The sequence below is a fragment of the Pseudoalteromonas sp. A601 genome, from assembly GCF_002165575.1.
GTDB lineage: Bacteria > Pseudomonadota > Gammaproteobacteria > Enterobacterales > Alteromonadaceae > Pseudoalteromonas.
The window spans coordinates 24,406-42,878 of record NZ_MXQF01000016.1 but is presented as its reverse complement, the minus strand read 5'-3'; the positions used below and the strand labels follow the sequence as shown (position 1 = coordinate 42,878).

General features: G+C 41.0%; 14 protein-coding genes, 1 tRNA gene and 1 pseudogene. 15 read left to right on the top strand and 1 reads right to left on the bottom strand.

The genetic code is table 11. The annotated features are described in order from the left end of the window. Positions 1-30 precede the first annotated feature (30 nt). The 12 genes and pseudogenes from trmJ (at position 31) to nagP (ending at position 12,943) form a co-directional block, all read left to right on the top strand. A complete protein-coding gene (trmJ, locus tag B5G52_RS14235; RefSeq protein WP_087533308.1) occupies positions 31-753 on the top strand; it encodes a tRNA (cytosine(32)/uridine(32)-2'-O)-methyltransferase TrmJ in 723 nt (240 codons plus the stop codon). A gap of 318 nt (positions 754-1,071) precedes the next feature. Then, positions 1,072-1,563: a Fe-S cluster assembly transcriptional regulator IscR gene (gene iscR / locus B5G52_RS14230; protein ID WP_087533307.1), complete on the top strand. Its 492-nt coding sequence runs from the start codon at positions 1,072-1,074 to the stop codon at positions 1,561-1,563. 22 nt (positions 1,564-1,585) lie between these two features. Next, positions 1,586-2,803 (top strand): IscS subfamily cysteine desulfurase, encoded by a 1,218-nt coding sequence (locus B5G52_RS14225; protein WP_087533306.1) that lies wholly within the window; start codon positions 1,586-1,588, stop codon positions 2,801-2,803. A 40-nt stretch (positions 2,804-2,843) separates the two neighbouring features. Continuing rightward, positions 2,844-3,227 (top strand): Fe-S cluster assembly scaffold IscU, encoded by a 384-nt coding sequence (gene iscU, locus B5G52_RS14220; RefSeq protein ID WP_087533305.1) that lies wholly within the window; start codon positions 2,844-2,846, stop codon positions 3,225-3,227. Positions 3,228-3,236: 9 nt separating this feature from the next. Next, on the top strand, positions 3,237-3,560 hold the full coding sequence (gene iscA / locus B5G52_RS14215) for an iron-sulfur cluster assembly protein IscA (protein ID WP_058560437.1): 324 nt from the start codon (positions 3,237-3,239) through the stop codon (positions 3,558-3,560). Between the two features lie 75 nt (positions 3,561-3,635). Continuing rightward, positions 3,636-4,163, top strand: a complete 528-nt coding sequence (hscB, locus tag B5G52_RS14210; protein ID WP_087533304.1) for a co-chaperone HscB — start codon at positions 3,636-3,638, stop codon at positions 4,161-4,163. 49 nt (positions 4,164-4,212) lie between these two features. Further along, the gene (hscA, locus tag B5G52_RS14205; protein ID WP_087533303.1) at positions 4,213-6,075 is read left to right on the top strand and encodes a Fe-S protein assembly chaperone HscA; all 1,863 of its coding nucleotides are present in this window, start codon (positions 4,213-4,215) and stop codon (positions 6,073-6,075) included. Positions 6,076-6,085: 10 nt separating this feature from the next. Continuing rightward, on the top strand, positions 6,086-6,424 hold the full coding sequence (fdx, locus tag B5G52_RS14200; RefSeq protein ID WP_087533302.1) for an ISC system 2Fe-2S type ferredoxin: 339 nt from the start codon (positions 6,086-6,088) through the stop codon (positions 6,422-6,424). Positions 6,425-6,613: 189 nt separating this feature from the next. Then, the gene (locus B5G52_RS14195) at positions 6,614-8,041 is read left to right on the top strand and encodes an NAD-dependent succinate-semialdehyde dehydrogenase (RefSeq protein ID WP_087533301.1); all 1,428 of its coding nucleotides are present in this window, start codon (positions 6,614-6,616) and stop codon (positions 8,039-8,041) included. 139 nt (positions 8,042-8,180) lie between these two features. Then, positions 8,181-8,601: pseudogene (locus B5G52_RS14190) on the top strand (four helix bundle protein). A 158-nt stretch (positions 8,602-8,759) separates the two neighbouring features. Next, positions 8,760-11,408, top strand: coding sequence for a family 20 glycosylhydrolase (locus B5G52_RS14185; RefSeq protein ID WP_087533300.1), 2,649 nt, complete (start codon positions 8,760-8,762; stop codon positions 11,406-11,408). A gap of 245 nt (positions 11,409-11,653) precedes the next feature. Beyond that, entirely contained in the window at positions 11,654-12,943 is a 1,290-nt protein-coding gene (gene nagP, locus B5G52_RS14180) for an N-acetylglucosamine MFS transporter NagP (protein WP_087533299.1), read from the top strand. A gap of 621 nt (positions 12,944-13,564) precedes the next feature. Here the strand turns inward: nagP and B5G52_RS14175 are convergent. Then, a tRNA-His gene (locus B5G52_RS14175) sits at positions 13,565-13,640 on the bottom strand. 281 nt (positions 13,641-13,921) lie between these two features. Between B5G52_RS14175 and B5G52_RS14170 the strand changes: the two genes are divergently transcribed. The 3 genes from B5G52_RS14170 (at position 13,922) to B5G52_RS14160 (ending at position 18,402) form a co-directional block, all read left to right on the top strand. Next, entirely contained in the window at positions 13,922-14,740 is an 819-nt protein-coding gene (locus B5G52_RS14170) for a mechanosensitive ion channel family protein (RefSeq protein WP_087533298.1), read from the top strand. 87 nt (positions 14,741-14,827) lie between these two features. After that, the gene (locus tag B5G52_RS14165) at positions 14,828-15,598 is read left to right on the top strand and encodes a YdiY family protein (protein WP_087533297.1); all 771 of its coding nucleotides are present in this window, start codon (positions 14,828-14,830) and stop codon (positions 15,596-15,598) included. A 146-nt stretch (positions 15,599-15,744) separates the two neighbouring features. Then, a complete protein-coding gene (locus B5G52_RS14160) occupies positions 15,745-18,402 on the top strand; it encodes an SLBB domain-containing protein (protein ID WP_254911216.1) in 2,658 nt (885 codons plus the stop codon). Positions 18,403-18,473: the final 71 nt, after the last annotated feature.

Sequence of the window (18,473 nt, the reverse complement as noted above, 5' to 3'; positions counted from 1 at the left end):
AATTTTTTGTATAAGTTAAGTAACATCGCAATGATCTTAGATGACATCCGTATTGTTTTAGTAAACACCTCGCATGCAGGTAATATTGGTTCTGCAGCACGTGCAATGAAAACCATGGGCTTATCAAAGCTTTATTTGGTTGACCCTGCATGTGAAGTTGATAGTCATGCCAGTGCGTTAGCGGCTGGTGCTACTGATGTACTAGGTAATGCGGTAATTGTTGATACTGTTGCTGATGCTATTGCCGATTGTGCACTTACCATTGGCACTAGTGCGCGTTCACGTACTTTGTCTTGGCCAATGGTTGAGCCGCGTGAATGTGGTGAAAAACTTGTTGATGAAGCACTAAATGGTCCTGTCGCGTTAGTGTTTGGTCGTGAAAACAGCGGCCTAACTAATGAAGAACTACAGCTTTGTAATTACCATGTATGTATTCCTGCTAACCCAGAGTACAGCTCGCTAAACTTAGCGATGGCAGTGCAAACGCTGTGTTATGAAACGCGCATGGCGTTTTTAAATCACCAGCCTAAAAAGGTTGAAGAAGACGAAGCGGTATACCCAAGCTCAAAACAAACCGAGTTGTTCTACGACCACCTAGAAGAAACACTGCATAATACCGGTTTTATTATTAAACAGCACCCAGGTCTCGTTATGACCAAGCTGCGCCGTTTATTTAACCGCGCACGCCCTGAAGATGCTGAAATGAATATTTTACGCGGCATCTTAACGTCGATAAATAAGTCTATAAAATAAGCGAAAGTTATAAGTGCTTTTGCTTAGTAATACTTGACTAAATTACTCAGGTAATTACAATGAACACAATACTTGACCAAAAAGGTCGGGTATTGAACTGAGTTAAGAAGATAAAGGCGCTAGGAAGACAAAGGTTCTAGGAAAAAACCAGAACACCTTAACAGTCAAGTAAATGACTCAATACTGTATTGTAGAACCTAGAACCTAGAACCTAGAACCTAGAACCTAGAACCTAGAACCTAGAACCTTGTCTTCATAATAATACTTGACTATTTTACTCTGGTAATTAAAATTTGCACTCTTTTGTGCGGGGGCTCCATGAAGTTAACATCAAAAGGCAGATATGCCGTTACAGCTATGCTCGATGTTGCACTACATGCAAATGTAGGTGCCGTACCCCTTGCCGATATTTCAGAACGACAAGAAATTTCTTTGTCATACCTTGAGCAATTATTTGCCCGTTTACGTAAAAATGGTTTAGTAAGCTCAGTGCGTGGTCCAGGTGGGGGGTATTTACTTGGTCGCGAATCAAGCACAATTTCAGTCGGCGACGTAATAAACGCCGTTGATGAATCAGTCGATGCAACGCGCTGTCACGGCGCAACAGGCGGATGTCAAAGTGGCATGCGTTGTTTGACCCACACATTATGGTCAGACTTAAGCACGCGGATTGAAGACTTTTTAAATGGTATTACCCTTGCTGAATTGGTTGAGAAATCCGACGTTAAAGAAGTCGCTTCTCGCCAAGATAACAGCGTTAATAATGCAATTAAGCAATTGGAAAATATTCAAGTAAGCTGTCAACTATAAGTTGGCGCCAGCGGAGATAGAAATGAAGTTACCGATTTATTTAGATTACGCAGCAACCACGCCAGTTGACGAGCGTGTTGCAAAAGAAATGATGCAATGCCTAACAATGGATGGCAATTTTGGTAACCCTGCATCACGTTCACACCGTTTTGGTTGGCAAGCTGAAGAAGCGATTGATCAGGCGCGTACTGATATTGCTGATCTCATTAACGCAGATCCACGTGAAATCGTTTTCACGTCGGGCGCGACAGAATCAAACAACCTTGCAATTAAAGGTGCAGCACAGTTTTATAAAAAGAAAGGTAAGCATGTAATTACCGCTAAAACTGAGCACAAAGCCGTAATCGATACGTGTCGTGAGCTTGAGCGTCAAGGTTTTGAAGTAACCTATATGGACGTTGAAGAAAACGGTCTACTGGATCTTAAAAAGCTTGAACAAACAATGCGTGAAGACACCGTATTAGTTAGCATCATGCACGTGAATAACGAGCTAGGTGTGATTCAAGACATCGCGACAATTGGTGAAATGTGCCGCGAACGTAAAATCATGTTCCATGTTGATGCAGCGCAAAGCGCAGGTAAAGTATTAATCGACATTCAACAGCTTAAAGTTGATTTTATGTCGTTCTCAGCACACAAAGTATATGGCCCTAAAGGTATTGGCGCACTTTACGTACGTCGTAAACCACGTGCTCGCCTTGAAGCGCAAATGCACGGTGGTGGTCATGAACGTGGTATGCGTTCTGGTACTTTAGCAACACACCAGTTAGTTGGTATGGGTGCTGCATTTAGAATTGCAAAACAAGATTTTGAAAAAGATCATGCTCACATCAGTGCGCTACGTAAGCGTTTAATTGATGGCATTATGGCTGATATGGATGAAGTGTACTTCAATGGCGCACAAGACCAATCAGTACCAGGAATTGTTAACATCAGCTTTAACTTTGTTGAAGGTGAATCGTTATTAATGGCTGTTAAAGATATTGCTGTATCATCAGGTTCTGCCTGTACATCAGCAAGCTTAGAGCCTTCTTATGTATTACGTGCGCTTGGCCGCAATGACGAACTAGCACACAGCTCAATTCGTTTCAGTATTGGCCGTTTTACCACCGAAGAAGAGATTGATTATACCGTCAATTTAATGAAAAACTCTATCGGTCGCTTACGTGAAATGTCTCCTTTATGGGAAATGCATCAAGAAGGTGTTGATTTAGATTCAGTTGAGTGGGCACATCATTAATTGATGGGCACACCCACTAGCAGGTAGTGAGGATAGTATTATGGCGTATAGTGATAAAGTAATTGATCATGTTGAAAACCCACGTAACGTAGGTGTTTTAGACAAAAACGATCCATCAGTAGCAACCGGTATGGTTGGCGCACCAGCATGTGGTGACGTAATGAAGCTGCAAATTAAAGTATCTGATACCGGCGTTATTGAAGATGCTAAATTTAAAACATATGGTTGTGGTAGTGCTATTGCGTCTTCATCACTTGTAACAGAGTGGGTGAAAGGCAAAACATTAGACGAAGCTGCAACGATTAAAAACACTGATATCAGTGCTGAGCTTGAGTTACCGCCAGTGAAAATTCACTGTTCGATTTTAGCGGAAGACGCTATTCAAGCAGCAATTGCTGATTACAAAAGTAAACAAGCGAAGTAAGAGATAACCATGGCAGTGACATTGACAGATGCGGCAGCAAACCGCGTAGAATCATTTTTAGCAAATCGCGGTAAAGGCCTAGGCCTGCGCGTTGGCATTAAAACGACGGGCTGTTCAGGTCTTGCTTATGTTCTTGAGTTTGTAGACGATTTATCTGAAGGCGACGAAGTATTTGAATCCCAAGGGGTAAAAGTAATCGTTGATGCTAAAAGCTTAGTATACATTGATGGTACAGAGCTTGATTACACTAAAGAAGGTTTGAATGAAGGGTTTAAGTTTATTAACCCGAATCAAGCTGATGAGTGTGGTTGTGGCGAAAGCTTCACAGTTTAATCGCTCATTGCAATTGTATTCTTAAGCCCTGCACCTGTAGGGCTTTGTTCTATCTGAAATTTATATGGTTTGATAATGCGCTATTTTGAGTTGTTTGCAATACCTGTTGATTACCAAATTGATTTGGCAACAGTCAATAAAAACTACCTAGAGCTACAGCGTGCCGTTCACCCTGATCGCCACGCAAATAGCAGCAGTCGCGACAAGTTACTAGCGGTGCAAAATGCTGCTGAAATTAACGATGCGCTACAAACACTTAAGCACCCGGTAAAACGTGCCGAATATATGCTAAGTGAGCTCGGTGTTGATATTCGTGCTGAACAGCAAACCTTGCAAGACCCATTATTCTTAATGCAGCAAATGGAACTACGCGAAGAGCTTGAAGAGTTAAGCTCAAGTAGTGACCCCGATGCAGCCATTGCACAGTTTGAGCAGCAAATAAAACAACTCGATAGCCAATACAGTGCACAACTTGCAGCACAACTAGCAAGTGACGATGAGCAGCAGTGGCAGCTAGCGGCAGATAACATTCGTAAGCTTAAGTTTGTTTATAAATTACATGATGAACTAGAACGCATTGAAGACAGTTTATTCGACGATTAATTTTTTAACTTACTGATTAAAGTAAGTAAAAGCGAGTTAAAAGAGCATTATGGCATTATTGCAAATTGCTGAGCCGGGGCAGAGCGCGGCACCACATGAACATAAGTTAGCCATAGGTATCGACCTTGGTACAACCAACTCATTAGTCGCGACGGTACAAAGCGGCGAAGCACGCACATTAACCGATGTTAGTGGCGCTGCTATGTTGCCATCAGTTGTGCGTTATCAGGCTGATAATGTGACAGTCGGTGAGCAAGCAGCGCAAGCAGCCACGCAAGATCCAGCAAATACTCTGATCTCTGTTAAGCGCTTTTTAGGTAAAACCCAAACAGAAATACAACAAAGCTACGGTCAATTACCTTATGACTTTTGCGAGCATGATGGTGCGCTAGCAATCACTACAGCAGCAGGTAATATCAGCCCAATCACCGCATCAAGTGATATTTTAAAAGCACTTAAACAACGTGCAGAAGAAAGCTTTGCTGGGCAAGATATTCTAGGTGCTGTGATCACAGTGCCAGCTTATTTTGATGACGCACAGCGCCAAAGCACGAAAGATGCAGCAGAGCTTGCCGGCATCAATGTACTGCGCTTATTAAACGAACCAACAGCAGCAGCTGTTGCTTATGGTTTAGATTCGGGTCAAGAAGGCATTATTGCTGTTTATGACTTAGGTGGCGGTACCTTTGATATTTCTATACTGCGTTTAAACCAAGGTGTATTTGAGGTGTTGGCTACTGGTGGTGATTCAAGCCTAGGTGGCGATGATTTTGATTCATTATTAGTGGATCACTTTAAGCGTAAAACCGGCGTAATGAACTTATCGCCTTCGGTACTTCGTTTATTCATCAATAAAGCCAAAGCGTGTAAAGAGGCATTGAGCCAATATGCAAAAGTGAACGTTGGCCTTGAGTTTGACGACGAAAAATACATGGTTGAAGTTACTCGCGAAAAGTTTGATGAGCTAGCAATGACGCTAGTTAAAAAAACATTGCGTTCGTGCCGACGTGCAGTAAAAGATGCTGGCATTGAAAATGATGAAGTATTACAGGTGGTAATGGTAGGTGGCTCGACTCGTATGCCGATTGTACGCAGCCAAGTAGCAGAGTTTTTTAATAAAGAGCCATTAACATCGATTGACCCAGACCGTGTTGTTGCCTTAGGTGCAGCATTACAAGCCGACGTGTTGGTAGGTAATAAGCCTGATTCAGATATGTTATTGCTTGATGTACTACCGTTGTCGCTCGGTCTTGAGACTATGGGCGGCTTGGTTGAGAAAATTATTCCACGTAACACCACGATCCCAGTTGCACGTGCACAAGAATTCACAACGTTTAAAGACGGCCAAACAGCCATGTCATTGCATGTGCTACAAGGCGAGCGTGAGCTTGTTGATGATTGTCGTTCATTAGCTAAATTTAGCTTAAAAGGGATACCTGCAATGGCAGCCGGTGCTGCGCATATTCGGGTCACCTTTAAAGTGGATGCCGATGGTTTACTGAGTGTGTCTGCAATGGAGAAATCAACCGGTGTTCAAGCTGATATTCAAGTAAAACCGTCATTTGGTTTATCAGACGACCAAGTAGCGAATATGCTAAAAGAGTCCATGACAAACGCAAAAGACGATATGCAAGCGCGCATGCTTAAAGAGCAGCAAGTCGAAGCGCTACGTGTAATTGAAGCACTTGAAGCATCACTGGCTACAGATAGTCAATTGCTTGATGAAGCTGAACTGAGTAACCTCAAAGCAGAAATAGCAGCGCTTGCTGTTATTCGTGAATCAGCCGTTGAGCCAAGTGATATTAAAGCAGCTATTGAAAAAGTGGATAACGCCAGTAGCGTATTCGCTGAGAGAAGAATGGATGCATCGATTAAAAAAGCACTGCAAGGGCAGTCAGTAGACAACGTTTAAAGAGGTTAGAATGCCACAAATTATTTTTCTTCCCCATCCGGAATTATGTCCTGACGGCGCCGCAATCGAAGCACCAACAGGTGAAACAGTTTTAGATGTTGCTTTAAAAAACGGTATTAGTATTCCACATGCCTGTGAAAAATCATGTGCCTGTACTACTTGTCACTTAGTTATTCGTGAAGGTTTTGACTCACTAGATGAAAGCGACGAACTAGAAGATGACATGCTAGATAAAGCGTGGGGTTTAGAGTCAGAGTCTCGCCTTGGCTGCCAAGCAATCATTAAAGATGAAGACCTTGTGGTTGAAATACCAAAATACAATCTCAATATCGTTAATGAAGAGCATTGATTTAAAGCAGTAAGCTTTGAGCCGTCAGCCGTCAGCCGTCAGCTTAGAGGTATAATGAAAACCATGCTTGACTTAGTCAGCATGGTTTTTTTATTTATAGCTGATAGCTGATAGCTGATAGCTGATAGCTGATAGCTGATAGCTGATAGCTGATAGCTGATAGCTGATAGCTACTAACGGAGGCCTCATATGTCACATTTAGTTTTTACTGATTCGTATATAAACGGTGAGTTTTATAAAACCGATAAGCGCTTTAGCGTCGATGATCCTGCTACCGAAAAAAGTATCGTAGAAGTCAGTGATATTGACGAGCAAGGTGTTAATAATGCCATTGATGCTGCAAAAGGCGCATTTGTAAAATTAAAAGCGACTAATGCTACATCGCGTAGCGCAACCTTGATGCGTTGGTACGAATTAGTCATAGAGCACAAACAAGCTCTCGCTGAGTTGATGACCAAAGAGCAGGGTAAACCGCTCAAAGAATCTCTCGGTGAAGTTGAATATGGTGCAGGCTTTATTAAATGGTTTGCCGAGCAAGCAAAGCGTAGTTATGGCGATGTGATCCCACCGACCGACGATCAACACCGTTTAACTAGCTTTAAACAACCAATCGGCGTTGTAGCTGGTATTACGCCTTGGAATTTCCCTATTGCGATGGTGACTCGCAAAGTGGCCCCAGCTTATGCCGCAGGCTGTAGCTTTGTATTAAAACCATCAGAACATACTCCGCTTTGTGCGCTTGCACTGGCTTATTTAGCTGATCAGGCAGGTTTTGAAAAAGGGGCATTTAATGTACTGGTATCTGAGAACGCGAAAATGGTCGGTGAACTGCTAACAGAATCAGATCTTGTTCGTAAGTTCACGTTTACTGGTTCAACCGCTGTAGGTAAGCAATTACTATCACAATGTGCTTCCACAATTAAGCGTACATCGATGGAACTAGGTGGTAATGCGCCGTTTATTATTTTTGATAATGCTGATTTAGATGAAGCTGTTACAGGTTTAATGGGCGCTAAATTTAGAAACGCAGGGCAAACTTGTGTGGCAGCAAACCGCATTTTTGTACAACGCAGCGTGTTAGATAAAGTCGTTAAAAAACTTAATGAGAAAGTTGATTCGTTAAAAGTTGCTCATGGCTTTGAAGAAGATAGCGATATTGGCCCGTTGATTTATGCAAAAGCCAAACAAAAGGTTCAAGAGCTACTCATGGATGCTAAACAAAAGGGCGCAATTCAAATAAATGCTGTCAAAGAATTAGGCGGTAATTTTCAGGCACCCGTTATTTTAACTGGCGTTACCCCTGAAATGGACATTTACCATCAAGAAGTATTTGGTCCAGTAGTTAGCATTATTGCTTTTGATGAAGAAGCCGAAGTTATCGCTCTAGCTAACGACGTACCATACGGCCTTGCCGCTTATTTTTATAGCCAAGATATCAAGCAAATCTACCGCGTTAGTGAAGCTCTAGAGTACGGCATGGTAGGTATTAATGAAGGGCTGATCTCAAACCCCGTAGCTCCCTTTGGCGGTGTAAAACAATCAGGCCTCGGGCGAGAAGGCGGTCATCAAGGACTAGACGAATACCTTGAAGAAAAATATGTCTGTATGAAAATCTGAAGCCGTCAGCCGTCAGCCGTCAGCCGTCAGCCGTCAGATCTCAGTCAGCCGTCAGATCTCAGTCAGCCGTGAGGTTCGTAACTTGCTCTTAAATGTTTTTGTTCCTATATTCTAAGCTTGTTTATAAGATGGAAGATATATGAACTTCGAAAACTTAGATGTATGGAAGCGATCAGCAAGGTTAAGTGCAGATATTTATAAGTTAACAATTAGCTTAACAGATTACGGTTTTAGAAATCAGTTAACTCGGTCGAGCTTGTCGGTACCTAGCAATATAGCTGACAAAATTGCAGGAGCAAATTTTGAACGCGCTTGCGCGGCCTCGAAGAGGTGAGATAAATGGACTTATCGAATAACGCATGACTCGTGAAAGCAACAAAGAGCGACTTAGGTTTTTAGATATTTCGAGATCTTCACTAGCAGAAACGAGAACACAGATTTATATTGGAATGGATATTAGTTATATAGATAATACTATAGGTGCTCAGTGGATAAACGAAACCATTGAGCTATCAAAAATGTTGACAGCCCTAAAGGCAAAAATAAAATTTGATAGCTGATAGCTGATAGCTGATAGCTGATAGCTGATAGCTTTTATTTCAATTAATGATAGCGCTGTCATTTTAGTTTTTATATGATGGGGAGGAGTAAATAAATAATAATAAGAGATTATGCGGGGGGAAATGCGTAGTCTTAGGGTATAAACGAGGAGAGAGTAATGGATTTTAAAAAGCACGCTTTGGCAGGTTTAATCGCTGCTGTGCCGCTTCTGGCTCAAGCGCAATTTTCGCAAAGTGAGGTCAATAACTTTGCAAAACAGACCACACTAACATTTGCGGTTATCGACAACTTTCATAATAAAGATTCTGGGTTTTTAGGAAAAATCACTCTAAATAACCAATCAAATGTTGCACTTCCTGCTGGCGAAAGTGATTGGCAGCTTTATATTCACTCTGTTCGTAAAATTAATACCGAACATGTTGCTGGTTTAAACATTGAACACGTAAATGGTGATTTACATCGTATTGTACCAACTAAAGACTTTAAAGGTTTAGCAGCAGGTAAAAGCTTAGACATCGAGTTTGATGCCCAAGTTTGGGTTGTCGCTTATACCGACTTTATGCCCCGTGCATTTTTTGTTTCAGGTGACAATAAACCGGTTATTTTTGCCAACACCGATAGCGAAGATATGAGTCAATTTGTTGCACCGTTTGAGCGCGAAAATCAGCTGCGTCGTTACAACGATCCTAAAGATCGCACTGTATTGATCACACCACAAGTGCGTTATGAGCGTAATCAGGCCGCGACTATTAAAGTATCAAAAGAAGACGCGCTTAAGCGTATTATTCCAAAACCGCAAAACATTGAGTTTAATCGTGGTGTGGCCAAACTTGATAACAGCTGGCAAATTCGTTTTCAGGGCCAATTGAAAAGCGAAGTTATGGTTTTCATGCAAGACTTACAAGATGACTACGGTTTAACGCTTAAAGCGCAGCCTGATCATATTAAAGCCAATAAAGAAAAACTGATCAGCCTTAGGGTAAACCCAAGCCTTGTTGATGGTAAAAGCGAAAGCTATACCCTCGAAATAGATGACGACCGCATTGATATTGTTGGTAGTGATAACGCAGGTGTATTTTACGCCATGCAAAGTTTGCTTAATTTAATTCCCGCCAACAGTAAAGGCGCGATTGAAGTGCCACAGTTAGAGCTGGAAGATAGCCCACGTTATGGCTGGCGTGGTATGCACTACGATAATGGCCGTAACTATCATGGTAAAGAGGCGATGTTCAAACTTGTTGAACAAATGGCTCGATATAAAATGAATAAGCTACACTGGCACTTTTCAGAAGACGAAGGCTGGCGATTAGAGATCCCAGGCTTACCTGAATTAACAGATATTGGTGGCTATCGCTGTTTTGATTTACAAGAGCGCGAATGTTTATTAACGCAGCTTGGTACTGGGCCATTTAAATCTGGCTCAGGTAACGGCTACCTTACCCGCAGTGAATTTATTGAACTGTTAAAGTTTGCTAAAGATCGTCATATTCAGATCATCCCTGAAATTGAAGGCCCAGGCCATGCGCGTGCATCTATAAAAGCAATGGAAGTGCGTTACCATAAGCTCAGTGATGAAGCTAAACAAACAGCTAAAAACAACTTAGTAAATACTAAGCAAGCAGGTAAAGAAGTCCAGCAAGTTGATATCAGTGCGGCAACACAATATTTATTGAGTGATCCAAACGATACCTCTGTTTATATGACGGTGCAGAACTACAAAGATAACTCAATGAATGTGTGTATGGATTCAACCTATGCATTTTTAGATAAAGTGACTTACGAACTGCAGCAAATGTATCGTGAAGCGGGTGTTCAGCTTACGAACCTACACTTTGGTGGTGATGAAGTTGGCGCAGGCTCTTGGGTTGACTCACCAATCTGCCAAGCCATGTTTGCCGATCCTAATAACGGTGTGGCCGGTGCTGCTGACTTAAAACCTTATTTTACTCAGCGTGTAGCTAAACTACTAGAAAAACGTGGCATTTCGCCAGGCGCTTGGGAAGATGGCTTAATGTATGACCGCACTAACCCTTTCAAACGTGATGAATTTCCAAATAAAACCTTTACAGCGAATGTATGGGACAACATTTGGGAATGGGGCGTTGCAGATAGAGCATACCGTTTAGCCAATGCCGGTTATCAAGTGATTTTATCTCACGGTACACATTTGTATTTTGATCACCCGTACGAAGCCCACCCACAAGAGCGCGGTTACTACTGGGCAACGCGTTATACCGATACAGCAAAAACATTTAATTATATGCCGGATGATGTATACGCTAATGCTGACTATACTCGCACCCGCGAGCCAATTGATAATTTAGAGGCGCTTGTTGGTCGCCCATTACCGCAACTTGAAAAGCCTGAGAATATTTTAGGTATGCAAGGTCAAGTTTGGTCTGAGACTATTCGTACCGAAGAGCAAGTGCTTGCAATGATCTTCCCGCGTATTTTATCTGTTGCAGAGCGGGCGTGGCATAAAGCCCCTTGGGAAGGTGAGCAAGTTAATACAAAAGCGCGCGTAGAAGACTGGTCACAATTTGCCGCAGCGGTAGGTATAAAAGAGCTTACTAAGCTTGTAAGTTCTGATGTAAGTATAAATTTACCCGTCCCAGGTGGGATAATTGAAAATGGTAAATTACATGTTAATACACCATTTGCTTATTTAGATGTTGAGTATAGTTTAGACAATGGCAATACTTGGCAGCTTTATACAGCTCCGATCAGTGTTTCTGAAAATCAAGCAATCGCTCTGCGTAGTCGCTTGAATGAACAAATTAACAGCAGAATTACTCATATAAATTAATGCATTATAAATGAGAATGAAAATGAAAGGGCCTTTAGGCCCTTTTTTTCGTTAGTTGTAAAATAAATCGTTACTAGTAATATGCCTGTAATTAAAGTAAAGTTTTATGGCAGCGCTGTCATTTTTGTTAGGGTAATGTTATAAACTACCGACTAGAATGAAGCTATGTGAAAGTAAATCTAGTTAAGATACTTACTAAAAATATAGATAACTATAACGAAAGCACACAACAAGAAGAATGTTTTATGGAAGCCACCGTGTCAAATAAGCAAAGTAATTTTATACCCATGGCGATTGTCGCCACTCTATTTTTTATACTCGGTTTTGCAACCTGGTTAAATGGCTCGTTAATGCCTTACTTAAAACAAGTATTGCAACTAAGCCCATTCCAAGCATCGCTGATTTTATTCTCTTTCTACATTGCAGTAACCTTTACCGCAGTGCCATCAGCAATGATCATCCGTAAGGTTGGCTATAAAAATGGTATGGCGCTGGGTATGGCCACCATGATGGTTGCTGGCTTACTGTTTATCCCTGCGGCTAAAACTCAAGTGTTTGCACTGTTCTTATTTGCTCAGTTAGTCATGGGAGCTGGTCAAACCTTATTACAAACGGCGGTTAACCCGTATGTTGTGCGTATTGGGCCTGAAGAGTCGGCTGCAGCGCGTGTAAGTGTGATGGGCATTTTAAATAAAGGTGCTGGTGTTATTGCACCTATTGTATTTACTGCACTGATATTAAGTGACTTCACAGGCTTTGTAGGTAAAGAGTTAACACAGCCAGAAATTGATGCAATGGCAAATAGCTTAATCTACCCGTATTTAGGCATGGCATTATTTATTGGCGCGCTAGGCTTTGCGGTAACAAAAATGCCACTGCCTGAGCTACTTGATGACGAAGAACAAGATGAAAAAGGCCAAGTGAAAGCGGCACTGGCGCATCCAAGTTTAGCATTGGGTGTTGTTGCATTATTTGTATACGTTGCCGTAGAGGTTATCGCAGGTGATACAATAGGAACGTTTGCACTATCGCTAGGTGTTGAAAAATACAGCGTTATGACTTCATACACCATGGCGTGTATGGTACTGGGATATATTATTGGTATTGCGCTTATCCCTCGCGTTATATCGCAGCAAGCAGCATTAAGCTCCTCTGCGATATTAGGTAGCGTGTTAACCCTAGCGGTGGTATTTAGTGATTCAAGCTCCGTGGTTGTTGCAAACGCATTAGGTTTAGAAGTGCAATTACCTGATACACTATTGATGATAGCTGTGTTAGGATTTGCCAATGCAATTGTTTGGCCTGCGGTATGGCCGCTAGCGTTATCTGGTTTAGGTAAATTAACCAGCGTAGGCTCAGGGTTATTAGTGATGGGTATTGCCGGTGGTGCATTTGGTCCGTTATTTTGGGGTCTTGCCAGTGGTGGTGTAGATTCAGCCGATGCACAACAAGCAGCTTATATTGTTATGTTACCTTGTTATTTATTTATCCTTTTCTATGCTTTAAAAGGGCATAAAATGAAAAGCTGGAAATGATCGAGCTGCAAGTTAAAAGAGTAAAGTTGCAAGAAACAAGATTAAAGGTTCAAGGTGTAAGTTAAACTCTGTAGAACCTAGAACCTAGAACCTAGAACCTAGAACCTAGAACCTAGAACCTAGAACCTAGAACCTAATTTTTGAAAAGAATTTCTACATGTAGAAATAATCCCGTGTGTAATGCCACCGAAAGGTGGCATTTTTTTGTCTTGTAGGAACAGGCTTTAGCCGTGATTGCGTTTAATGTTAGGATTTGCGATATATATAAAATCTATCGGCGCTAAAGCGCTCTCCTACGGGGAAATATATCGTACGAACAGGCTTCAGCCGTGATTGTGTTTAATGTTTGGATTTGCGATATATATAAAATCTATCGGCGCCAAAGCGTTCTCCTACGATAATTAAAGGTACTAGGTACTAGGTGCTAGGTTCTAGGTTCTAGGTTCTAGGGGGAGTGACTGGGTACTAGGTGTATTCATAGCCAGAAGCCCATTGCACGAAACCCGTGGCTTTTCTTTGTAGGAATAGGCTTCAGCCGTGATTGTTTAATATCTGGATTTGCTATGTAAAAATTGAAATGGGATATTAAAAAAGATACGAAATTAAAGAGAAGGGAAAGAATGGGGCGATTGACGGGGCTTGAACCCGCGACAACCGGAATCACAATCCGGGGCTCTACCAACTGAGCTACAACCGCCACAACACACCTTGTTTGGTGTGGCGCGGATAATACATAACTTTATAAATGTTGTGAAGGGGAAAAGGCAAAAAAAACTAAAAAAGTTTTTTAAATTGCGTAGTCCGCCCAAAAAACACACTTTAATGCTATGTTCATATTAGTTAAATAGACTTACGGCCCTCAGAAATTTCGTATTTAATAGAGTGTTTGATATATAAGTCTATAAATTTATAAAATAATACTTTTAAATGAGATATAATTTAAGCTACAAACGGCTTAATACCACATCAGGAGTGAATATGGATACAATCATTAATTGGATAAACGAGAATTCAGGTTTAATTTTACATTACGGCATACAAGCTGTAATTGCATTGGTAATCTTTTTACTTGGTGGTCGTATCGCAAAATTTTGTGCAGGACTAACAGAAAAAGCATTCGCTAAAAAGAACGTTGATAGAGCGGTTGGCTCTTTTGTATCTAGTATTGTTTATGCCATCGTATTTATGGCAACGATCCTGATGGCGCTATCGCAAATCGGCATTGAGACTACATCATTTATTGCAATTCTTGGTGCAGCTGGTTTAGCTGTTGGTTTAGCATTACAAGGTTCTTTATCAAACTTTGCATCTGGTGTTTTAATTATCCTTCTTCGTCCATTTAAATCTGGCGACTTTATTGAAGCCGGTGGCAAAATGGGCAGTGTTGATAAAATTGAGATCTTCTCTACTGAATTACGCACACCAGACAATAAAGTAATTATTATGCCTAACTCATCTATTATGTCAGGTCCAATTGTTAACTTTTCTCGTGAAAAAACACGTCGCATCGATTTAGTAATTGGTGTTGGCTATGATGCAGATCTGCGTGAAGCAAAAGCAGTATTGAAATCTGTATTAGATAAAGAATCTCGCTTACTTAAAGACCCTGCTTATACAGTAGCCGTTAACGAATTAGGCGATTCAAGTGTGAACTTTGTAGTGCGCCCTTGGGTTAACGCAGCTGATTACTGGCCAACGTATTTCGATTTAATGGAAAACATTAAAATCGCACTTGATGATGCAAATATTAATATTCCATTCCCACAAATGGATGTGCATTTTCACAAGCAAGATTAATATCTAAAACATTTTAAACTAAAAGGTGGTTAAACCACCTTTTAGTGCATTCTAATTTAACTCAAAGTAGCAAAGGTTATTTTTTAAATGAAATTAAAGCTTTTATCAATTTTAGTTGCAGCAACCGCTTCAACTAACGCATTCGCAGAAGAAACTCAAACATGGGATATTACTAGTGAGCTAGGTGCAATTATCACTAGCGGTAACACTGAAACAACTACTTTAAAAGGTGGTATCAAAGCGTTACATAACCTAGAAAACTGGAACAATGAATACAAAATCGACGGGCTTTATAAAGAAGACGAAGTAGAAAATTCTGACGGCGCTAAAGAAACTCAGCGTACTAACGAAAAGTATTCTTTATCTGCCCAAGGTAACTACAAATTAAATGAAGAGCACTCTCATTTACATATTTACGGCTCATATGTGTCAGATTACTTTGGTGCATACCGTAACGAAGCAGTAATTTCAGCTGGTTACGGCAGACGCTTACTTGACCGCTCTGATATGTGGTTGAACGCTGAAATTGGTCCAGGTTACAAATATTTTGAATTCCCTGAAGGCAGCGTTGATGAAGATGGCATTCCAAATGCAGGTGAGTCTGACAGTGAAATCATTGCGTTAGGTAAACTTGATTATAATTGGCAGATTTCTGATAACGCAAAGTTTACGCAACTAGTTGCAGTTGAGTATGGTGATACTAACACTAAAACTCGCTCTGAAACGGCATTACTTGCAAAAATCAACGGCTCATTACAAATGAAAGTTGCGTACAATATTACGCATAACTCAGACGTTGCTGATGACAAAGAAAATACAGATACTGAAACGTCATTGACATTGGTTTACAGTTTTTAACACATTTAATAACTATAATGACATTTAACTGTAATAAAGGGGCTTAGGTCCCTTTTTTATTTGTACTGAAATAATGTAGAATAGCCAATCTTTTGGCTGTTGAACTCGGGATGCACCTACTTGTGATGTTTTTTAAACAACTTTTAATGACTTTGTTATTTTTTAGCACTGTAACTGCTTGGGCTTTCACGCCAAGTGCGGCGCAAATTGAGCAATTTAAAAAACTACCAAAAGCCCAACAAGAAGCTTTAGCAAAGCAGTATGGTGTCGACTTATCCACAATTACCGGATCTAGTGCTCAGCAAACCAGTACCGAGGATCAACCTACAATTCAGCCTCGCGCCAAGGGTGAAGAAGAAACACTGACCGACGAAGAGCGCTTTAAACCAAAAACTGACACCGTTGAACCTTTCGGTTATCAGCTATTCGCAGGCGAGCCAACTTCATTCATGCCAAATGAGAACGCAGCAGTGCCAGACACCTATTTAATAGGGCGAGGTGATCAGCTAAATATTAATTTTTATGGTAAAGAAAGTGAAGAGCATGTTGTAACGGTTGACCGTGAAGGACGCATTAGCATACCAAATTTAAGCCCAGTACAAGTTGCTGGATTAACTTTTGCCGAAGTAAAGGAACTAATAAAAGCAAAAGTAGAGCAAGAAATAATAGGCATAAAAGCATTTGTCTCTGTAGGCCAGCTGCGTAGTATTCGTATTCTAGTATTAGGCGAAGCCTACAAGCCTGGCAGCTATAGCGTTTCATCTCTTACTACCGTTTCACATGCTTTATTTGTTAGTGGTGGGGTATCTGACATTGCCTCATTACGTAATATTCAAGTAAAACGAGCGGGTAAAGTTGTCGCTAATTTTGACCTCTATGATTTATTGATTAAAGGCGATAGCAGCAACGATATTATTTTAAAGCCGGGCGACGTGGTATTTGTTCCGTCGGTAGGAGCTCAAGTTGCGGTAGAAGGTCTTGTTAAACGCCCTGCTATTTTTGAACTCAAAGAGGGTGAAACCGCTGAAGACCTATTGAACATGGCTGGCGGATTAAAGCCTGAAGCCTATGCTAGTAAAGCTGTAGTCGAGCGCTATAGTGATTACAATACGAAGGAAATTCTTTCATTTGATTTTACCGCCAAAAATATAAATTATATGCCAAAAGATGGCGATCGCCTTCGCTTTAACCCAATCAGCTTACAGTATCAAAACTCAATCAGTGTAATAGGCGCTGTTGCTCGTCCGGGTCACTACCAATGGCATCAAGGTAAGCGTATTTCTGATGTGTTTAAATCAGTACGTGGAGATTTACTCCCTCAAGCTGATTTAAGCTACGGTTTACTGATCCGCGAGATCAATATTGCAGGCGATATTGAGGTATATCAATTTGATGTAGCGCAGGCCATTGTTAAAGCCGCGAAACACGATTTAGCATTACAGGCCAACGACAAACTATTAGTATTTAGCCGCTTTGAAGAAAAAGAAGCAGAAGAGCTAGCTTTAAAAAATATGGCGCTAACTGAGCAGCAGCAACAGCAGCAAATTAAAGCTCAACAATGGCATGCGTATCAAAAACAAGAATTCGAAAGATACATAGGGGTGCTAGAAGATGAAGACCCGTTCTTAAAAGCACAAGAAGAAGCCAATCTCACAATTGCGCAATTAGCAAAACAGCGTAAAGCCGAGGAGCAAGGTGAAGACGAGCTTGCACCTGAAGATTACGCTATCTTTAGCCGCTATAATTTATTACATCCAATCAAAGCAAAGTTAAAACAGCAAGCTTCAGTGCAAAAAGCCATGCAGCTGGTTGAAGTTAACGGTCATGTAAACTACCCCGGTGTGTATCCGCTTACTGTTGGCGCTGAAGTAAACGAACTTATAATTGCGGCAGGTGGTTTACTTGAATCAGCCTACACGGAGCAAGCTGAAATTACACGTGTAGTAGCAGGTGACTCATCAAAAGTTGAACATTTTAAGTTTAACCTACAAAAAGCAATGTTAGGCGATAGCGCTAATAATCGAGCTTTGCGTAGTAAAGACAGTTTAAATGTTTTCTCAATTCCTAATTGGCAAGAAAATGTAAAAGTTGAGCTTAAAGGGGAGGTTAAGTTTCCAGGTGTTTATACTATACGTCGCGGCGAAACATTAACTAACTTGTTAGAGCGTGCTGGCGGCTTTTCAGAATTTGCAGAAGAAAATGCAGCAATATTTACCCGAGAGTCGATTCGGGTTCAGGAGCAAAGGCAATTAGCTAAATTATCTGAAGAGTTACGCCGTGATATCGCACAAAAAAGTTTTGAAAACTCTGTAGGCGGTACATCGCTTTCCTACGATGAAATGAACAAGCTACTTATTGATTTGGCTGATGTCGAGGCTGTAGGGCGTTTAGTAATAGACTTACCACTCATTGTAGCAAATAAGCAAAAGCTAGTTTTACAAGATGGTGACACCCTATATGTACCAAGTAAACGCGACTCTATAAGCGTGATCGGTGAGGTTAATTACTCAACATCACATTTATTTAAACCCGGTGTTGGGGTTGATGATTACATCGCTCTAAGTGGTGGCCTAAAAGTACGTGCTGATGATGCACGAATTTATATTATTAAAGCCAATGGTTCAGTCAAAATTCCAGACTCTGGTAGCTGGTTTGCCGTTAATGACTCAGAAATGCTTGAACCGGGCGATACAATTGTAGTACCGCTTGACTCAGGTTATATGGATAACTTAACACTGTGGAGCACCGCAACACAGATTGTTTATCAACTAGGTGTAGCAGTTGCTGCGATTAGTAGTATTTAAAACGATACAACAGTTAGTTTAACAACCTAATTATCGTTATTTTAGCTGTTTTTAACTAGTATTATGCTTAG

What these genes read in the sequence shown, in the direction of transcription:
- trmJ (WP_087533308.1), top strand. Translation starts at nt 31, where the DNA reads ATGATCTTAGATGACATCCGTATTGTTTTAGTAAACACCTCGCATGCA.
- iscR (WP_087533307.1), top strand. Translation starts at nt 1,072, where the DNA reads ATGAAGTTAACATCAAAAGGCAGATATGCCGTTACAGCTATGCTCGAT.
- B5G52_RS14225 (WP_087533306.1), top strand. Translation starts at nt 1,586, where the DNA reads ATGAAGTTACCGATTTATTTAGATTACGCAGCAACCACGCCAGTTGAC.
- iscU (WP_087533305.1), top strand. Translation starts at nt 2,844, where the DNA reads ATGGCGTATAGTGATAAAGTAATTGATCATGTTGAAAACCCACGTAAC.
- iscA (WP_058560437.1), top strand. Translation starts at nt 3,237, where the DNA reads ATGGCAGTGACATTGACAGATGCGGCAGCAAACCGCGTAGAATCATTT.
- hscB (WP_087533304.1), top strand. Translation starts at nt 3,636, where the DNA reads ATGCGCTATTTTGAGTTGTTTGCAATACCTGTTGATTACCAAATTGAT.
- hscA (WP_087533303.1), top strand. Translation starts at nt 4,213, where the DNA reads ATGGCATTATTGCAAATTGCTGAGCCGGGGCAGAGCGCGGCACCACAT.
- fdx (WP_087533302.1), top strand. Translation starts at nt 6,086, where the DNA reads ATGCCACAAATTATTTTTCTTCCCCATCCGGAATTATGTCCTGACGGC.
- B5G52_RS14195 (WP_087533301.1), top strand. Translation starts at nt 6,614, where the DNA reads ATGTCACATTTAGTTTTTACTGATTCGTATATAAACGGTGAGTTTTAT.
- B5G52_RS14185 (WP_087533300.1), top strand. Translation starts at nt 8,760, where the DNA reads ATGGATTTTAAAAAGCACGCTTTGGCAGGTTTAATCGCTGCTGTGCCG.
- nagP (WP_087533299.1), top strand. Translation starts at nt 11,654, where the DNA reads ATGGAAGCCACCGTGTCAAATAAGCAAAGTAATTTTATACCCATGGCG.
- B5G52_RS14170 (WP_087533298.1), top strand. Translation starts at nt 13,922, where the DNA reads ATGGATACAATCATTAATTGGATAAACGAGAATTCAGGTTTAATTTTA.
- B5G52_RS14165 (WP_087533297.1), top strand. Translation starts at nt 14,828, where the DNA reads ATGAAATTAAAGCTTTTATCAATTTTAGTTGCAGCAACCGCTTCAACT.
- B5G52_RS14160 (WP_254911216.1), top strand. Translation starts at nt 15,745, where the DNA reads ATGACTTTGTTATTTTTTAGCACTGTAACTGCTTGGGCTTTCACGCCA.